This is a genomic window from Sinorhizobium fredii (assembly GCF_002944405.1).
Taxonomy (GTDB): Bacteria; Pseudomonadota; Alphaproteobacteria; order Rhizobiales; family Rhizobiaceae; genus Sinorhizobium; species Sinorhizobium fredii_C.
Window position 1 is genome coordinate 227,998 of record NZ_CP024309.1, and the last position, 15,947, is coordinate 243,944.

Annotated in this window: 13 protein-coding genes and 2 pseudogenes; 7 read left to right on the forward strand and 8 right to left on the reverse strand. The window is 55.6% G+C overall.

The window, feature by feature from the left end; all coding sequences use genetic code 11:
• Positions 1 to 54 precede the first annotated feature (54 nt).
• Positions 55 to 351, reverse strand: a complete 297-nt coding sequence (locus NXT3_RS22220; RefSeq protein ID WP_104840492.1) for a hypothetical protein — start codon at positions 349 to 351, stop codon at positions 55 to 57.
• A 968-nt stretch (positions 352 to 1,319) separates the two neighbouring features.
• Between NXT3_RS22220 and NXT3_RS22225 the strand changes: the two genes are divergently transcribed.
• From NXT3_RS22225 to NXT3_RS22235, 4 genes and pseudogenes are all read left to right on the forward strand, one after another.
• Positions 1,320 to 2,120: an EAL domain-containing protein gene (locus tag NXT3_RS22225; RefSeq protein WP_104840493.1), complete on the forward strand. Its 801-nt coding sequence runs from the start codon at positions 1,320 to 1,322 to the stop codon at positions 2,118 to 2,120.
• Positions 2,121 to 2,385: 265 nt separating this feature from the next.
• On the forward strand, positions 2,386 to 2,850 hold the full coding sequence (locus NXT3_RS31795) for a hypothetical protein (protein WP_158665393.1): 465 nt from the start codon (positions 2,386 to 2,388) through the stop codon (positions 2,848 to 2,850).
• 224 nt (positions 2,851 to 3,074) lie between these two features.
• Positions 3,075 to 3,389, forward strand: a pseudogene (locus tag NXT3_RS22230) (transposase domain-containing protein); the annotation flags it as partial.
• A gap of 2 nt (positions 3,390 to 3,391) precedes the next feature.
• Positions 3,392 to 3,969 (forward strand): annotated as a pseudogene (locus NXT3_RS22235) (plasmid pRiA4b ORF-3 family protein); the annotation flags it as partial.
• Positions 3,970 to 4,314: 345 nt separating this feature from the next.
• Here the strand turns inward: NXT3_RS22235 and NXT3_RS22240 are convergent.
• The 3 genes from NXT3_RS22240 to NXT3_RS22250 all read right to left on the reverse strand — a co-directional run bounded on the left by NXT3_RS22240 (position 4,315) and on the right by NXT3_RS22250 (position 7,924).
• Positions 4,315 to 5,424, reverse strand: coding sequence for a hypothetical protein (locus NXT3_RS22240; RefSeq protein ID WP_104840494.1), 1,110 nt, complete (start codon positions 5,422 to 5,424; stop codon positions 4,315 to 4,317).
• A gap of 173 nt (positions 5,425 to 5,597) precedes the next feature.
• Positions 5,598 to 6,893 carry a DUF5623 domain-containing protein gene (locus NXT3_RS22245; RefSeq protein WP_104840495.1) on the reverse strand — a complete coding sequence of 432 codons (1,296 nt, stop codon included), beginning with the start codon at positions 6,891 to 6,893 and terminating at the stop codon, positions 5,598 to 5,600.
• A gap of 494 nt (positions 6,894 to 7,387) precedes the next feature.
• Positions 7,388 to 7,924: a hypothetical protein gene (locus NXT3_RS22250; protein WP_158665394.1), complete on the reverse strand. Its 537-nt coding sequence runs from the start codon at positions 7,922 to 7,924 to the stop codon at positions 7,388 to 7,390.
• Between the two features lie 425 nt (positions 7,925 to 8,349).
• On the opposite strand from NXT3_RS22250, the gene NXT3_RS22255 reads away from it, so the two are divergent.
• The 3 genes from NXT3_RS22255 to NXT3_RS22265 all read left to right on the forward strand — a co-directional run bounded on the left by NXT3_RS22255 (position 8,350) and on the right by NXT3_RS22265 (position 11,033).
• Positions 8,350 to 9,825: an SNIPE associated domain-containing protein gene (locus NXT3_RS22255; protein WP_104840497.1), complete on the forward strand. Its 1,476-nt coding sequence runs from the start codon at positions 8,350 to 8,352 to the stop codon at positions 9,823 to 9,825.
• A gap of 101 nt (positions 9,826 to 9,926) precedes the next feature.
• Positions 9,927 to 10,583 (forward strand): thermonuclease family protein, encoded by a 657-nt coding sequence (locus NXT3_RS22260; protein ID WP_104840498.1) that lies wholly within the window; start codon positions 9,927 to 9,929, stop codon positions 10,581 to 10,583.
• A gap of 96 nt (positions 10,584 to 10,679) precedes the next feature.
• The gene (locus tag NXT3_RS22265; RefSeq protein WP_210207162.1) at positions 10,680 to 11,033 is read left to right on the forward strand and encodes a hypothetical protein; all 354 of its coding nucleotides are present in this window, start codon (positions 10,680 to 10,682) and stop codon (positions 11,031 to 11,033) included.
• A 38-nt stretch (positions 11,034 to 11,071) separates the two neighbouring features.
• Here NXT3_RS22265 and NXT3_RS22270 read toward each other — a convergent pair whose 3' ends face one another.
• The 4 genes from NXT3_RS22270 to NXT3_RS22285 are packed head-to-tail and all read right to left on the reverse strand — an operon-like array spanning position 11,072 to position 15,819.
• Positions 11,072 to 12,085 carry an OmpA family protein gene (locus tag NXT3_RS22270; RefSeq protein WP_234828195.1) on the reverse strand — a complete coding sequence of 338 codons (1,014 nt, stop codon included), beginning with the start codon at positions 12,083 to 12,085 and terminating at the stop codon, positions 11,072 to 11,074.
• Positions 12,067 to 13,569, reverse strand: a complete 1,503-nt coding sequence (locus tag NXT3_RS22275; protein ID WP_104840500.1) for a hypothetical protein — start codon at positions 13,567 to 13,569, stop codon at positions 12,067 to 12,069. Before NXT3_RS22275 ends, NXT3_RS22270 begins: the two co-directional genes overlap by 19 nt.
• Positions 13,569 to 14,387 (reverse strand): hypothetical protein, encoded by an 819-nt coding sequence (locus NXT3_RS22280; RefSeq protein WP_104840501.1) that lies wholly within the window; start codon positions 14,385 to 14,387, stop codon positions 13,569 to 13,571. The genes NXT3_RS22275 and NXT3_RS22280 overlap by 1 nt, the downstream gene beginning before the upstream one ends.
• Positions 14,365 to 15,819, reverse strand: coding sequence for an MFS transporter (locus NXT3_RS22285; RefSeq protein ID WP_104840502.1), 1,455 nt, complete (start codon positions 15,817 to 15,819; stop codon positions 14,365 to 14,367). The genes NXT3_RS22280 and NXT3_RS22285 overlap by 23 nt, the downstream gene beginning before the upstream one ends.
• Positions 15,820 to 15,947: the final 128 nt, after the last annotated feature.

A 15,947-nucleotide genomic window follows, 5' to 3' on the forward strand; every position in this document is an offset into this window, starting at 1 on the left:
TCGGGGCACCGTTCAAGCCGTCCACATTCCGATTTCGCATTCAACAAAGGTACTCTAGGTGAATACCGAGACAAAAACGGACAACCAGATCAAGACGACTCCCAACGCCAATGCTCGTCTGGCGGCTACAACCTTTTCCTCGCCATCGTCTGCAACGGGGGTCGTCACAATCCAGGGCACCGAGCCAAGCACTGCAAATCCGACGAGCGCCAAAATCACAATGACAAGATCAGCGCTCCGCCAACCGCCGGGTTCATACAGCCCCCAGTAGCCAAGGAACGCCATTCCCACTGAGAACATGGTGGCGGAGGCGGAGCAAAGTCCCGCAACAGCACCTGATGGCGCACGCATGTTGTATCCTTTCCGTGCAGTCAATCCAACGGCGGTATTCGTGATGGCGCAAACCGCATCTGCACATATGTCGCAGTGCGCCGTCTCGTCCTGATCGGGTGCTTCCACACACTTGATGCACGAGAGTCACGTACCCTGCGGACAAGTTCATTGATTCGGAATCGAAGTTCAACATCCTTGTAGGACGCAATCTTCCCGGCTGTCTAAAGGATGGGGACCCAGCGCCGCTGGCATGGTTGCATCGCTTGATGTTCCACGTTCTACCCCCACCACGGAGCTTAGCCAGGTGAAGGAACTTAGCCAGGTGAATTCGTGTTGGATCGAACGATGATCCGCTAAGATCAACAGCAATACCGCGGTCCCCTTTAGAGAACTGTGGCGAGGCGTGTACCGGTTCCGGCTCGATTACCGAGTTTTTCGCCTCGCACTCGCTCGGGCGGGGTAGCATGCTGGACTGCAGATGTGCTGGCTCGGCTGACACGGTCCCGAACCTTGGCTGTAGCAGATGCCGTCATGCTTCCATGTCCTCTACTGAGATCTTGGACATCCCTCGGCTTAGCTGTTTAAGCGAATGCACGGCGGTGGTCCGGTGTCTCAGCTGACGCAGCCTCTTTCATGTGCCGCCAGAAGCGCGGGGCAGTGCCGGTACGCGTTCTCGCGGGACGGCGTCATACGGCCGACGGAGCGGCGGCAACGCGCCATTCTCCTTGGCGGCCACCAACGCCGGAAAGATCAGCATATCTCGAAGGTGACAACGCGATGCGGTTAAGTTCTATCATGGTCGAATTGCCGTCGGAGTCGGCGATAAATGCAGGGTTTCGGCGTCGAAATGCCCGATTTTGCAATAAATCGATCAGGCGAATGTCGCAAAAAGGGGCTGATCGGATAACGTCTCGGGGTGTGGATCTGGCGAATTGCAGCTGAGGTTGGTTCGTGGGTCAGAAGGACGCAGTAGAGCAAGAGCGAACATGATCTGCAATGAACTCGACAATATCGTACGTGCCGTCCTACAGACGGGGCAACTTGGTTTTTCAGTACAGCAAGTGAATTCCGTCAATGCACACCATGACGTTCTTTATTCCGAATGTCTGGCGAGACTTGTGAAGGCCGATGGCACGGTGATTACGGCCAGCGAATTTGTGCCTGCCCTCGAAGCATCGGGGTATGCACCTAAATTGGATGGCCATATGTTGAATTTGGCGGTCGATTGGTTGTCCAACAATGCAAATGGATCGCTCGGATGCAACATATCGACGTTGAGCTTCTCAGATTCAGAACCTCGCGCGATGCTCTACGATCAGCTCAATCAACACCGTTCGCTTGCCCCCCGACTGGTGTTGGAGATTACTGAGCGCTCGCCCATCGCTAAGTTGTCCCATACGGCGGAGTTCGTACAAGACATCCGGAGGTTAGGTTACAGAGTTGCAGTTGACGATTTCGGCGCCGGCTTCTCAACTCCCGAAGCCATCTTTTCGATGGCTGTCGACATCGTCAAGGTTGACTCGTTTTTCGCACAATCGAGTAGTCGTCCAGATGCGGACCGATTGTTGCACCACATGGTGGGGTTAGCGTCCTGCGTGGCGCCGTCGATCGTCGTTGAAGGGGTCGAGACTTACAACCAGCTTACGCTAGCAAGAGCGGCTGGCGCCACTCACGTGCAGGGATATCTCCTTTCAGAGCCAACCCTGTCTCCCATACATCCGGGGTTGGCACGCTCCGCCGGTATGGACATTGGAGAATCTACACGAAACGCAACAACTACCTCGTAAAACGATACGGGATTGCCCGCAACTGACCGCTTCGGACTCTCAACGAGCGAGATCTGGGAGGGGCATCACGAACGGTCGGTCGCCTAGAATGTCTACAGCCTTCCCCAGAACGCTTGATATCGAGGCCCGTGGGATTCGGGCTGCTGCCCCTTCTCCGGGCGGTCTATAAGAACAGCCCTGGGTGTCGAAGCCGATGCGATCAAGAACCTTATCGTGCAAGAAGTCCTCGATAGGGACGAGTTTCCGGCAGCGGCTTCCGAGGACGATGACAGACTATTTCAGGCCACTTGGACCGATGAAAGCGGTAAAAAGCATGTTCGATTCCAATCGGCGCAAAGCGCTCACACTCGCCTTAAATGCGATCTGCGGTTTACAATGCCAATCAGGGATTGATTCGGGGCATCCGGTGACAGAGGTCGACAAGAAACGTGAAGCAACGGCTTCAATTAGGGGCTATTTCTATCAGCTTGATGCAGCTTTGTTGGATATCCTCAGCGCTGGCCTGGACGATAAGATCGTCATCGAAGGGATTGAGGACTTCGACCGATACACAGACGAAGGTGTTGTCTACAGCCAGGTGAAATATTATGCGGAGCAAACACTTACTGATTCAGTGCTCCGCGATATGCCGAGGTTGTGGCCGTTTATCCAAACAAGGTTCGGGTGGCCGTCGATGATCTTATTAACTTCCAAGCAGCGGGCGAATCGCTCCGCGTTGGCTCATTTCTAAAGGTGTCGGACAACGACAACGTTTCTCTCATTTGCATCATCGAGAGTTTTTCTATCGAGATGAAAGAGGTGAAAGCCGACAGTGGCGGTGACTACAGGAAGCTTTGCTGCGGCAGATTGTTACCATCGCCAAAAAGATCAGCAACCCTAAGGTCGAAAAGGTCAATTTCGACAGTCCCCTTCCATATGAGATCGATCATGTCGCGAAGGCGTTCAGAAATCTCACTGAAGCGCTGGTCTGCCTTCACCCTCTTCCTCGACGACGGGCGTGTCTGTCTCTCGAACAATGCCGCCGAACGCGCCTTGCGCGGCATAGCGCTGGGCAGGAAATCCTGATTGTTCGCCGGATCGGACCGCGGTGGCCAGCGCGCCGCCGCTATGTACAGCTTGATTGTCTCGGCGAAGATGAACGAGGTCGATCCGCAAGCCTGGCTCGCCGACGTGCTTCACCGCATTGCCGGTCCGGCGCATCGGCTCGATGAGCTCTTGCCCTGGAACTGGAAGAGCGCGTCGCCGGCGGCACACAAGCCGGCAGCCTGAAGATGCCGGCTTCTCTGGTACGCCTGAAGGTCACCCTCGATCACGTCGAACCGACGGTGATGCGGCGCGTTGTGGTGCCGTTCCGCATCAAGCTCCATCGCCTTCACGAGGTGCTGCAGGTGGCGATGGGCTGGAGCAACAGCCACCTTTACGAATTCCGCATCCGCGACGTCGGCTTTGGTCTGGCTGATCAGGACTGGGGAGATGGCCCGCTCGATGCGCGCAAGATCTCGCTGCTGGCGGCAGTCGAAGACATCGGCGCGAAATCGTTCAAGTACCTTTACGACTTCGGCGATGGCTGGACGCACAGCATCAAGATCGAGCGCACCTTCCCGTTGTCGGTCTCGCGGAGCCCATGCTCCTCGAAGCAGCCGGACGTTGCCCTCCCGAGGACATCGGCGGGCCATGGGGCTATCAGGAGTTCCGCGAGGCTCTCGCCGATCCGACCCACGAGCGGCACGCCGAGCTCGTCGAATCGGGGGGCAGCAACGAATACGATCCGGACCAGGGCAACTTCGCCGAGCTCAACAAAGCCGTCGATGATCTGGCGGCAAAGTGGGCCCGCAAATCACGCCCAAAAAATCTGAACGTCTTCAGCCTGCGGTCTTTGCCGGATGCTTACCGCCGGAGCATCGGCGCTTTCATCGATATCGTTTACAAGGCGCAGCGCCTGCACTCGGCGCTCGACTATCTCACGCCGGAGGAATACGAACAGAAGCATTCAGGTGGACGACGGATGGAAAAGGCGGCATAGCTGAACACGGGGCGGTGTCCGCGATTTTCCTTGTCTCAATCTGAGGGTGCACTCCACGAACGTCCGCGACTTAGCGGAATCCTGTCCGGCTTTTGCGAAATGCGCACCAAGTGGCCAAATTGAATAGTCGAAGCAAACGTAGTCGTCGCGCTTCTATCTAACTGCCCGTCATCAGTCCCGGGATCGCCTCTCATCGAAACGCAGGCGCTCACAAAGGCTAAAGCCTAACGGCTGCAGCCCTCTAGGCAGGCGCAGGGTGAACTCTTCGCCTTGATCTATTGAAAAAGCAATGCCGTAAGACAGCCTTCTCGTCGTTATGCCTTTAAACTCTTCGCCTTCAAACAACGCGGTCAGGAGACCAAGCACGCCTGGCGAAAACATTAGAGCCGCTGCTTCGATCTCAGCCAACACGGCATCGAAGCTCTTCGCGGCCTCAGCCATACTCCTTGCGGCGCCGCTCGGTTGGGACACTCGAAGCGTGCCCAAGAGTGTGATCGCTTGTGAATGCAGATTGTTGGCAATTGCCTGGAGACGCGGAGCCATCTTGAGGTTAGATCGAAAGAGCGTTGGCGCTGGGCAGCGAAGGACAGATTTTGTTGTCTCCTCCCAGATTTCACGGCTCTGAGATTCAACCATCTCTCGCTTCAATCGATTGCGTTCCGAAGATGGCCATCGCTGTTGAACGCTCGCCCCGTACTCCTCACAAGCCTTTTCTTTCATCAGGCGTTCGGCCCTATGATCACGCACGCGATAGGTAGCAGTCATCCAGGTGTCCCGGGACCCGGAGGCATTTCGGAAGGCAGAGAGAACAGCAGGCGGCAGATGCTGTACCTGGCGGCGAAGCTCATCGAATGCAGAAACAGAGGGTGAGGTGATGACAACCTCGATGTCCGCCCGCGCCTCTAGCATCCTCCGGGAAATGTCATCGAGCCAACGCAAATTGGATTGCCGCTCGACGCTCTTGGATACGCTTTTCGCGAAGGCTTCCCAGTTGAGGCCGTAGTGTTCTGCGGCACAGTCCTTGCCGATTAAATAGTGAAGACCGCTACCATCCTTGAGCACAAACCCCTTCTGATGTTTATGACCAAAGGAGCAGACAACCACCTCGCCTGACCTGTACTGTGCAACAAACTCCATATCCTGGTCGCGGGGTGGCGGGTTCTCGGCTAAGCTTCCCAAGTTGTGGGGATCATCCGTCACAAGCACCCTATCACGCAGCTCGGCATCGCTATACTGACGGACAAAAAGCTTGCCCGAGTATGCTTCCTTCACCTTGGCCATTCGCTGTCCTTCCGCGAATCAGTGATTGCATTAGAATAACATTTTCACCGATGGGCTGAAGACGAATTGAGAACTTTCCATGAACATTGCGTGCTCGGAACACCTGTCCAAAACGGAAGTCGCGGTCCTGCGCCCGACTCAAGATCATCACTTGAGGCGAGCGGTCGCCGCGATTACCAGGTGGTCAGCGATTTGATCGCAAGGTCGAGCTTTTTGGCAAGAGCACGGACCGGCTGGCAGTCGGGATATTCTTTGGCGATGATTGCCTGGGCTTCCTGCAGTCGGGAGATATGAAGTGCCCGGCCTGCGATACCATACTCTTCGGCAGGCACTTCGCTGCGTTCGCGGTAATAGAGGTCAAAAAAGACCTCGTCCGACAGCGACTTCTCATCGTGTTCGTGCTGAACCCAGTTGTCGAGTTCGGACCTCACTGAACCGAGGCGATTGGCAACACCAAGCCGATGCCGGTTAGCGCTCAACACATCTTTCAGCAACGTCCCAACCCGTCGATGCTTCTCCACCGGCATCTTGGCTTTCGGACGTCGCCCAGAACCCATGACCATCTGGTATTCGACAGTGGTGGCCGATCCCCTTGGCCTGCGCTCTTGCCTGGGCTTCAGCGCCTTTGCTTTTGCTTGCTGGATTTCGGCTGGGGAGCGGAAATATTCTCCAGCTGGCGGTACGATCCGCTTGCAGTTTTCGGGCACAATTGGCGCTGCAGCTTTTTCGAGCGCTGTCACAAGGGGCTCAACGGGCATCCCAGTTTTCGGATCGGACAGGAGGTAAAGCTCGCAGCCGCCCTCGGGGAAGTACATTCCTGCCCATCGAGGCTTCGCGAGTTGCCATCCGTTACGCTTTGCCCATGAGGCCCGTTCTTGTTGCTGCTTCTGTACCGATGCAGCATAGGGTTCGTCGGCGAAGATGTATCGTTTGGGGGCCGGTTCGAACCAACTACTGACGTGATCCCGGCCAGGAATACGCCTGCCTTCTAGCGAAGACGGCATGCTCTTAGAGGACGGTTTCAATCCGGTAGCGGCCATAAACTGCAAAGTTCGAGCCGCTTGGCACGCCATACTGACCGCGTTGTCCGCACTTTCAGGATTTATCTGGCAGTAGATGAAATCTGAGGCCCACCGCTTGAAGTTCCAGAGACCACGAGCCTTCTTGTATTGCCGTGCCGGAATGATCCCATCGAGTGGCATGGGTAGGGATGCCTCAATGATCTCTGTTCCATGCTTGTCGGTCTTTGGGTCTCGCCAGAAGACGCTGATGAACGTTGAGAACGTAGGCGAGGCGGCAGCCGTAGACGACCGTAGCACCCGCAAGGCGTGCGAAAAATTCGAGTAACCGGCGACAACAGCGGCTTTATCGAGCGCCATTGTATGGGTTACGCCTTTGAGGCCAGAAATGGATTTCGCGAGGCGCTTGATGCCTGGAATTGTGCTAGGGCGAATGTCTGCTGTCGACATGTTTTTCTCCCGGACCCGTTCGAAGCGTCACCCGTCCACCACTTCACGAGCCCGAACAAAAACATGATCGGGTTCGACATTCTGGAAGGCAGTGCTGTCAACAGCTTCGCAACTGACGGGCGGCGTGCTCCTGCCGGGAGCAGGAGCAACATACGAGCGATTCGCTCGAACGACAAGATGCGGAACTCATAGGGAACGGTGGAAACGGACGAGAGTCGCGTCTGATAAATCGTCCGAAGGATACATCAAAGTCTTGTAAGGGCTCATCACCAAAGCATTGTGAATGACCGGCGCGAGGTCACACGGACTTGATGGGCCGTGCTTTGGCCCGCCCGGCCCATGCGTAACGGTTACCCACCCGGGTTGGTTTATCTCTAAGCATACCGTGCTCCTCATGTTGATTGCCAAGTCGAGGCTGAAGAATTCGGTCGATAATGCAATGAAGTCGGTTCAGCAGCAAGAAGCCATGTCTCCGAGAATCGTCCGATTGCCCGTCAGCGCTTAACTGCTTGATACGGATTCATGCCGGATAGCAGGCGCTGCCGCATACTTTCGAGTTCTGCAAGGGTCTTCGCGGGGTCGGCACGAACGCCAGGCCCGATTTCAATTCCGTTCCGATACCCCGTGCGATAGTCACCTTCATCACGCCACTCGATCTTTTCGTCCGGTATGAAATCGAATGTGCGGCCGACATACATCGGTGCGGGGGTCACGCAAACGTATTCGCCATGTTGATCGACGACGGAGTGTAAGACGTAATGTCCGTCTTGCGGCCACCAGCCGGTGACCTGCCGCAACCGTTTGTCTGGATCGTTGTCCTGCATGAAGCGAGCGTTCGCGTGGCACGCTCGCGGAGGCATCCGCATATATGCCAAGGTGTCATCAGGATAGCGAGTGACCTTGACGACCGGAAGTTGGCTGATCTCCGCGACGGTGCGAGCCTCCCACTCCGTCGTCGGGAAATACCATTTGTCCAACTCCGCAAGGAATGATACCCTCGTTTTTTCAGTTTTGCGTTTTGCCTCGCCCACGGCGTCCCCGACTATTTACGATGGTGTTCAAGTTGTTGATGTAGGAGCGCCAGGCGTCGCCCGCAATAGATGCAGCCACCGCATTGCTCTGGCATGCCGAAACATCTTTGGCACGCCGCCGACTAAAATTTGTCCGCGTAGATGGTCGCTTTCTCTGACCTTTCTGCTGTCGGTAATCAGTAAGGAGCGCGCCCGGCGGCCTTGATCGCACCGGCTTCGGAGCAAAACCAAGCTCTCCCTGCCGACGCTGACCTTCGTCTTCGTATACCAAGGCTCAACGCCGCCCTTCTGCCGCTGCAAGGCGTGTTGTCCGCCGTGTGATCCTGATGTTGATTAGGGAGCATTTTTGCCTGACGAGTGATTGTACGCCCTTGGAATATTCAACGAGAACGGTAATCTCCAGTCTTGGAACTGGGGAGCATCAAATGAGTCCGGAATATTCCGTAGCAATAGCCGTTACTTTCGTTCTGGTCATTCCTGGGGCCATGTTGGCCTTTTTGGTGCTGTGGTGGAGGCAACGCCGAAAAGCAAGAAAGGCGGTTGCTGAAGCGTTCCAGCTCAGTGGTGAACTGACGGAGAAGAACGCCAAGCTCGCGAAGGCCATGGAGCTAGGTCACCAGCTTCACGAGGAAAAAGGCGTTTTGACCGAGCGGGTGGCGGGGCTGGAAGAGCGCTTCAAGAGCGTCCTCGACGTCGAAGCAGAAGTGTCCAAGCTTCAGACGCAGGTGAAGATCGAGACGATGAAAATCGATGATCTGCGCAACTCCTATGTTGAGAAGCGGACCATCTATGATCGCTTGATTAAGGAAGTTGCAATCTTCGACGAGAAGCTGGCCTTCGCCGAGATGGGCGTTTACGAGCCGCATTTTGAGTTTAACGACAGCGAAGAGTACAAGCGCAATATCGAAGTCGTGAGGGCTTCCCAGAAGGCGATGGTGACAGCCAAGACGGCTGCTGTGTGTCCCACAGCGTGGACGGTCGAGGGAAGCACCGCAAAGGGCCAAACGATGACTAATCGGAACATCAAGTTGACGCTCCGAGCCTTCAACAATGAGTGCGAGGCGGCAATAGCGAATTGTCGGTGGAGCAACGTCAACGCGATGGAAAAACGCATCGCGACTGCCTTCACCCAGATTAACAAGCTGAACGAGTCCAACCACGTTTCCATTACCGAATCATATTTGAAGCTGAAATTCCAGGAACTTTTCCTGACGCACGAGTACCGCGAAAAACTCAAGGCCGAACGAGAAGAGCGGGCTGAACTCGCCAGGGCAGCCAAGGAAGAGCAGAAGCTTATCCGCGACATGGAGCGGGCCGAGGAGGAGGAAGCTCGTTATCAACGCCTTCTCGACAAAGCTAAGGCAGAAGCTGAGAGCGCGGTCGGCCCGAAGCTCGAAGCCTTCAATACCCAGATTGAGATGCTGGAGCGCGACTTGGCGGAGGCGCATGCGAAATTTGAACGGGCACAGGCGATGGCCGAGAAGACCCGTTCAGGATACGTCTACATCATTTCGAACGTAGGTTCGTTCGGCAGTGACGTCGTGAAGATCGGCCTGACGCGGCGTCTCGATCCGGCCGACCGCATCCGCGAGCTTGGGGACGCCAGCGTTCCGTTTGTTTTCGATACTCACGCCATCATCTACAGCGACAACGCCCCGGGACTGGAACGTGCTCTGCATGCCGAATTTGAGCCTGTGCGAGTGAATGCCCAGAATTACCGGAAGGAGTTCTTCAAGGCGACGCTGGACGAGGTTGAAGCGGCAGTAAAGCGCTTGGCTCCAGATGCCCCGTTCTTCAAGGACATCGAGGCACAGGATTATCGCGAAACTCTCGCGAAGCGGCGATCTACCCTCCTTGCTCAGGAAATGGCTCCCGAGACGTTGCTACCCGAGGCAATCTGAGAAGGGAATGGTCACAGTCACGCCGAACTATGGCCCTGAGCCGGATCGCCTCGAAAAACCTACTTTATCTACGGCCACGTGAATGGAGTGAAAACAGAGCGATGCCATACGCGTTTATATTGAGTGTGGTTGGACTGCTCTGCAGCCCTGTTTCGGCCGCAGCCTTTCCGAGAGTTGTCGACGGTGACACCTTGGAACTGAACGGAATTGTTTATCGGCTTCATGGCATCGATGCGCCTGAAGCAGGTCAGAAATGCAGCAAGCCGAACGGCAAGTCCTGGGATTGCGGCAAGGCTGCAATATCAGCCCTTGAAGAACTCATCCTGGGAAAAGCCGTCGAGTGCGATGACCGTGGTCAGGATGGCTACGGCCGAACAATCGCCGTTTGCAACGTCAGCGGGGACGATGTCAACGCGAAGATGGTCGCGACCGGCCACGCTTGGGCGTTTCGCAAGTATTCCACTGATTATGCCGATCTCGAAGATCAGGCCCACAACAGCCACATCGGCATTTGGATCACCGATAACCAGACTGCTCCATGGGATTACCGTGCCCAACAATGGACGCTTGGGCAGCAGGAAGCTCCCGACGGCTGTCCGATCAAGGGCAACATTTCCGAAAACGGGCACATCTATCACACGCCTTGGTCACCTTGGTACAAGAAGACCAAAGTTAATGTCGACGAGGGAGAACGCTGGTTCTGCGACGAAGCGGAAGCGATCAAGGCCGGTTGGCGAGCACCTTATTGGGGGCGATAGGTTACGCCAGCGACAAGCTGCGTCCCGATCCATCGAAATCACAGGCAACGAATGAGACTGAAGAATAAGCCAATGGGAAAGTATGAGGGGCCTTGGATGACCGATAATGGAAGCAGAGAATTTCACGAAAACATTCATTTCCATTGTGTGAGCTACTCGAATGATCCAGCTGACTATGGGGTGGAGGTCTACTTTGCGAACAAGTTCGCCGCAGTGGAACTTACCGAACAACTAAGATCTAAGTTCAGCGCCGTTATACTGTGGGAACGCGGTGAATTCGAAAAATTCAAGGATGTTTGGGTGGCGTATTGGTGGACCGAGTTTCTCAAGAAGTCCGGCTACGGTCTTTGCGAGGGGCGCGGAAAGGGTTGGGTCATGGATGACTCGGTACCCGCAAAGATCAGAAACGATTCAACTGTGGAATATACGCCGCTGGATAGAGGCCAATAAACAGACGGCCATGTCGAGCCGACGCCTGAGGTAACTGTTCACGGCGCGAGTGAAGCGTTTCGTCGGCGAATACGAATTTCGATGCGCCGACGGGACTCAACGTTGCCAGCCTGGCCTCTCGTCAAAGTGTCTCCGGGCAAGACGAGTTGCGCCGCCGACATCGGCAGTATCGTCGCCCCTTCGAGTTTCTTGTCGGCCTTCAGGACATTTGCGACGGCAATTGCTCTGGCGAGTCCGAGTCCGGCGTTATCTGCAGGCAACACGGATGCTATCGGCTTCTTTCCACTGAGTACATCGATGTAGCTCTGGTCGAGATTTGAAACGGTGCGCGAGATCGGCTGCTCGTCCGTATGTCCGATCACCTCGATAATGTCGACCTGATACTGTTCGAGGTTCTTGGCTATCTGGTCGGCAATTGACCCTGTGAGCTTGCCCTCAAATTCCGGAGTAAGCTCTGCGCTGCCAGATCGGAAGAAATATCCGCCCGCTTCGCTGAGATTGATGATCGGCGGCCATTGGTGGGCCTTAGCATCAGCCTGCTTCTGCTCCATCTCCAGCAGGCTTTGCAGGCGCTCCTCCAGGACTTTTGCGTCCTCGATTGAGAACCCGCTCTCCTTGAGGACAACGAGCGCCTTTTCGAGTTCGGCCAGACGCTCAGGCTCTAATCCCTGGTCCTTCAAGCGCTGTACCGTATCGCGTGCCAGCACCAGGTCCCGCCATTCCTTCTCGAACTTCTTCCTTTCGGCGGGCTGAATACTGGCTGATTGCAGCTGAGCCTGCAGAGCCGTGATCTCTGCGGAAAGTTTCTCGACGTTTTTCTTTGTCTCCGACTTCTCTTTGGCGACCTGCTGTTGAAGTTCCTGAAGCTGCATCTGCGCCCGGAGTGCCTTGTTCTGTTCTGCCTTGATGATCGCGGCGGCGACCAGCAGCAGGCAAAAAACAAGCAGCAGCATGGACTCCGCCATCGTCAGGCCAAGGATCAGGCCTCGGTTGTAACCCTTATGTTCGAGTTTTGCGGCCGGTTCAGAGGGCGCTACCATCGGCTGAACCATCCACCACGCTTGCCTTCAGGTTCTTTGTTTCCTGTGGGTACAGGTTCGCCGTTCACCACGGATAATGGCTCGTCCGCCTGCCTGCCTTCTTGTTCGGCCGCACTATCACTTTGTGAAGCCGAACTCGCGTACGGGAGCGCCAAATGGATGCCATTTGCATGGTCGGCAGAGGGAGTCTGCTGGTGACCGGTTGAACTGGTACCCTTTGCTGAGGATCGCGCTTCAAGGGATACAGACGAGCCCAGTTCCGCCGTCACGACCCTCATCAACAATTGATCCACCGCTTGGATTGTGTTCGTCGTGGAAGTCGATGCCTTCTCCAAGTTTGTGACGATGGCTCCCACCCGAGTAGCAACGTCGGCAAGGGGCTTGAGAGCAACTTCGATGTTGCCACCAAATTTCTCCAACGGCTCGACGGACGCCTGCATCTTAGCAGTGATGGATTCCAGCGGATTGAGAGAGGCCTGCATCTTCTCCGGCAGATGTCCCAATGGCTCAAACGCCGCTTCCATCCGTTTCGGCATATCGTCGAGAGGCTGAAGCGCCTCCTTCATCTGGGCTGCCTGATCGCGGCTGTGGTTCGCCGTTTCCTCCAGGCGTTTTATCTGGAGCTCGCTCAATTCCTTGATCGATGCTAAAGCCGGTTGGAGTTCGACGCGAAGAACTTCTTCGGGAGGCCTGATGTCGGTGAGTTTCTTGCTGACGTTGTCGAGGCTTCTTCCAAAGCCCTCCACCAAGTCCGATAGCCGGTTTGTCGTCGCGTTGAGCTTCGACAGCGCCGCTTCCGCCAACTCGTTACTCGCCCGCGCCCGATCCTCGACGATCCGAACATTGTCTTCAGCGATCACCGCAAGCTTTTCGGCGGCGTCCTGGATCGGCTTGATCGCTTCCTTCGACAGTGCCTCAATGGCCTTCAGGATAGCTTCGCCATTGCGTTCAGCCTGCCGAGCGATCTCTTCGAAACCTTCCTCCAGCATTTGGTTGCTGGTCCGACGGTACTGGGAAAATTCACGAGCCGAAGAATCCAGCTCGGTCCGGACGCGACGGGTCATATCGGCGAGTTCGTGACGAACGCTGCGCTCGATGTCGATGGGGTCGCGGCGCATCTGGTTGAAAAAGATGCGCAGCAAGATTCCAAAGATGGTGGATGAGACAGCAATACCGAAATTGCGAACGATGTCGTCAATCGAGGCCCCACCCATGAACCGGTAGAGCGATACACCCAGGCTCGTGAGTGTGAAGAGGAAGCCCATATAGTAGAGGTTGTCGCCTGCCTGCTCGGTATGCAGGCGTAGCCCGGGAAGAAGCGACAACGAAAAATAGGCCAGCATCAAACCGATGGGGACAGCAAGAACAAGGGTCTGATCCCATGCGAACAGTTTCGCTGTCCAGATGAAGAGCATACCGCAGCCAGTGAGTGTGCCGTAAACGACAGGCGGTCCGACGCGCTGAACGAGCGACTTTATATCTGCAAGCCTCGCCACTATCGTATTCCCTCTAGTCGAGTGAACCGGTACGCCGATCCGCGATTATTCTCGACCCAGTTCTTCCAGAAGTCGGCTAGCTGCTCGGCATCAAAATTCAAGCTCGGCCGCTGAAAATCGAGAATTCGGACGGCTGTGCCGTCAAGCGCGGTACGAAACTGGTCGCGGGCCGGGCTCTCTTCGAACCGGTCGTACTCGGCACCGTCCCTGTACATGGAGAAAGCTGCGGTGTGCTCGATCATGTCCGAAGCAACAACCAGCTGTTTCGGGATCGCGCGATGCTGTGGAGCACCGAAAACCTCCAAATTGATTTTCTGGATACCCGCCATTATCGGCGACTGATTCCCGGCAACGCCTTCATCCAACCGCTTCGCGATCTCGTCGAGCGGTTTCTGGAACCCTTCTTCCCACCGCTTTTGCGCAATTCTTGGATTGCTGGTCCATTCGTCGACATTCTCACCGCTGCCAGGATTGCATGCGCTGAACGTGCGATTCAGTTCCCCCTCGGTTTCCGTCAACGTGTAAACCTGGACCAAACCGCCGACTGGTACGGCCGAGACGATGGCCTGAAATTCATTCCGGAGATCGAGAGCTGTCGCCTGAGAAATGGGGTCCGTGACATCGAGCAGTACAGCGGTGATTTCTATCGGGCCGTCGACCGGACACAGAGATGCCTTGTCTATCTCGGGATTCGAGTTGGCTTTGACCTTGAGATAGATAAAGCCGCCCAGGATGACGAGGGAAAGAACTCCGAGAAGCACCGACGCAATGATCGGGCCCGCCGAATTGCCGGATTTACGCCGCCTGTGCCTGGCCATTTACGCCCTCTGGATACATTGTGTCGAGTTTACGGTACTGGTCGATAGCACGCTCAAACTCAGCGGCTATCTTAAGCATCTGCTCCGAGAGCTGATCGGTGGCAGCCCTTATGCGAGCAACCAACTCGTCATCATTCCATTCCTCTGCAAACTGGCGAACGGGATTGAGACGTTCCAGCCTGTAGGCGACCGAGAAGTATTTAGGCTCAGGCTCCGTTCGTGCCGCGCGGTTCGCCTCCCGATAAATGGTCAGGAGTTGATTAGCAGCCCGCTCAAGGTGGTTCTGGTGCTCGTTGAACAGGTCGATGCAACGGGTCCTATGTTGAATGATTGCCCGTCCTTCAAGACGTCTTGCGCTAAGCTCGCGGATGATCGCTTCAATCTTTCGATTGTTTTCATCACGGACATCCCGCAGGTCTTCGATCAATTCCGCCCTTCGGTCGACATAGGCTGCCCTTGCGGCGTTAAGGCGTTTCTGTACACCGGCAAACCCAGGGTAGGGATCGGTCATTAAGCATCCGTCGATGAAGGCGATCACGGAGAACAGGAGGCCAAGTCCGAAGAGCGTCCAGGAACTGAGATCGTTCAGCCCAAACGGCGAGGCAATCAGATTATCCATGACCTCCTTGCTGGCTCCGGTCAGGATGGTTGCAGCGGCCTCGCGGTAGTGGGCAAGGGCGAGGTTTATGAAGACGGCGATCCCGATGTACACGATGAGGCCGACTGATCCTAAGAGCTTCAGAAATAGACTCTTGTGTACGAGGAAGCGGACACAGAAAAAGGCGAGTAACAGAGCGGAGCCGATATTCAAGACGGCGAACGTGAATGCCTCTGTAACTCCCCCGAGGAGACCCTGCTCGCTGCCCTTCGCCAGGAAAGTACCGTTCAACACGGTTTCAAGAAGCAGCAGGAAAACGACAAGAGAAACCTTGAGGCTCCACATTGCGCCGCTCGTCACCTTCGCGGCACGTTCCAAGCCATGCTTCTGTTTGAATTTGAACGTCTCATCCTCAGCGTCCTTGAGGTCGCGCCGAAGGCCGTGAAGCTGGTCAACCCCGCCCTCGGCTTCAGCGTGGAAATCCGACAAAGTTGTCGCATTTGTTTCCCGGATCATTCCGAAATGAGCTTCGAAATCGAGATTTCGCAAGCGCTCTGAGAATGTTTGGAACTGGTCTTCGAGGAGCTGATAGGAAGTCTTCCTTTCCTCTTCCACCTTGGCGACAATGCGCTGCTCCACTTCGTCCAAAGCACGAGCCGTCTTCGCCGGGCGGTTGGCAGCGCCATTTTCAGCGCCTCGCTCCGGAAGCTCCATGGTGCGGCTGACCTTTTCGACGTCAAGGGTTGGAAAAATGTCAGTTGTGGCCCGAAAATCGTGGTTTGTTTCCCGGACGCTTTCCCACAACCGGTTTAGGGCTTCGAAACGTGCAGCCATTTGTTCAAATCACGTCCAAGTAAGCAAAGTTTCAATTAGCTGACTCTGTTATCGTATTAGTTGTTTAGCGTCCAGAATTTCATCTTTAAGATTCGCTGAAAACCACGGATTTCGAAGACGACAGATAT

Bases quoted from the DNA above. Each gene is read 5' to 3' on its own strand.
- NXT3_RS22220 (WP_104840492.1), bottom strand. From the start codon at position 351: ATGCGTGCGCCATCAGGTGCTGTTGCGGGACTTTGCTCCGCCTCCGCC.
- NXT3_RS22225 (WP_104840493.1), top strand. From the start codon at position 1,320: ATGATCTGCAATGAACTCGACAATATCGTACGTGCCGTCCTACAGACG.
- NXT3_RS31795 (WP_158665393.1), top strand. From the start codon at position 2,386: ATGACAGACTATTTCAGGCCACTTGGACCGATGAAAGCGGTAAAAAGC.
- NXT3_RS22240 (WP_104840494.1), bottom strand. From the start codon at position 5,424: ATGGCCAAGGTGAAGGAAGCATACTCGGGCAAGCTTTTTGTCCGTCAG.
- NXT3_RS22245 (WP_104840495.1), bottom strand. From the start codon at position 6,893: ATGTCGACAGCAGACATTCGCCCTAGCACAATTCCAGGCATCAAGCGC.
- NXT3_RS22255 (WP_104840497.1), top strand. From the start codon at position 8,350: ATGAGTCCGGAATATTCCGTAGCAATAGCCGTTACTTTCGTTCTGGTC.
- NXT3_RS22260 (WP_104840498.1), top strand. From the start codon at position 9,927: ATGCCATACGCGTTTATATTGAGTGTGGTTGGACTGCTCTGCAGCCCT.
- NXT3_RS22265 (WP_210207162.1), top strand. From the start codon at position 10,680: ATGACCGATAATGGAAGCAGAGAATTTCACGAAAACATTCATTTCCAT.
- NXT3_RS22270 (WP_234828195.1), bottom strand. From the start codon at position 12,085: ATGGTTCAGCCGATGGTAGCGCCCTCTGAACCGGCCGCAAAACTCGAA.
- NXT3_RS22280 (WP_104840501.1), bottom strand. From the start codon at position 14,387: ATGGCCAGGCACAGGCGGCGTAAATCCGGCAATTCGGCGGGCCCGATC.
- NXT3_RS22285 (WP_104840502.1), bottom strand. From the start codon at position 15,819: ATGGCTGCACGTTTCGAAGCCCTAAACCGGTTGTGGGAAAGCGTCCGG.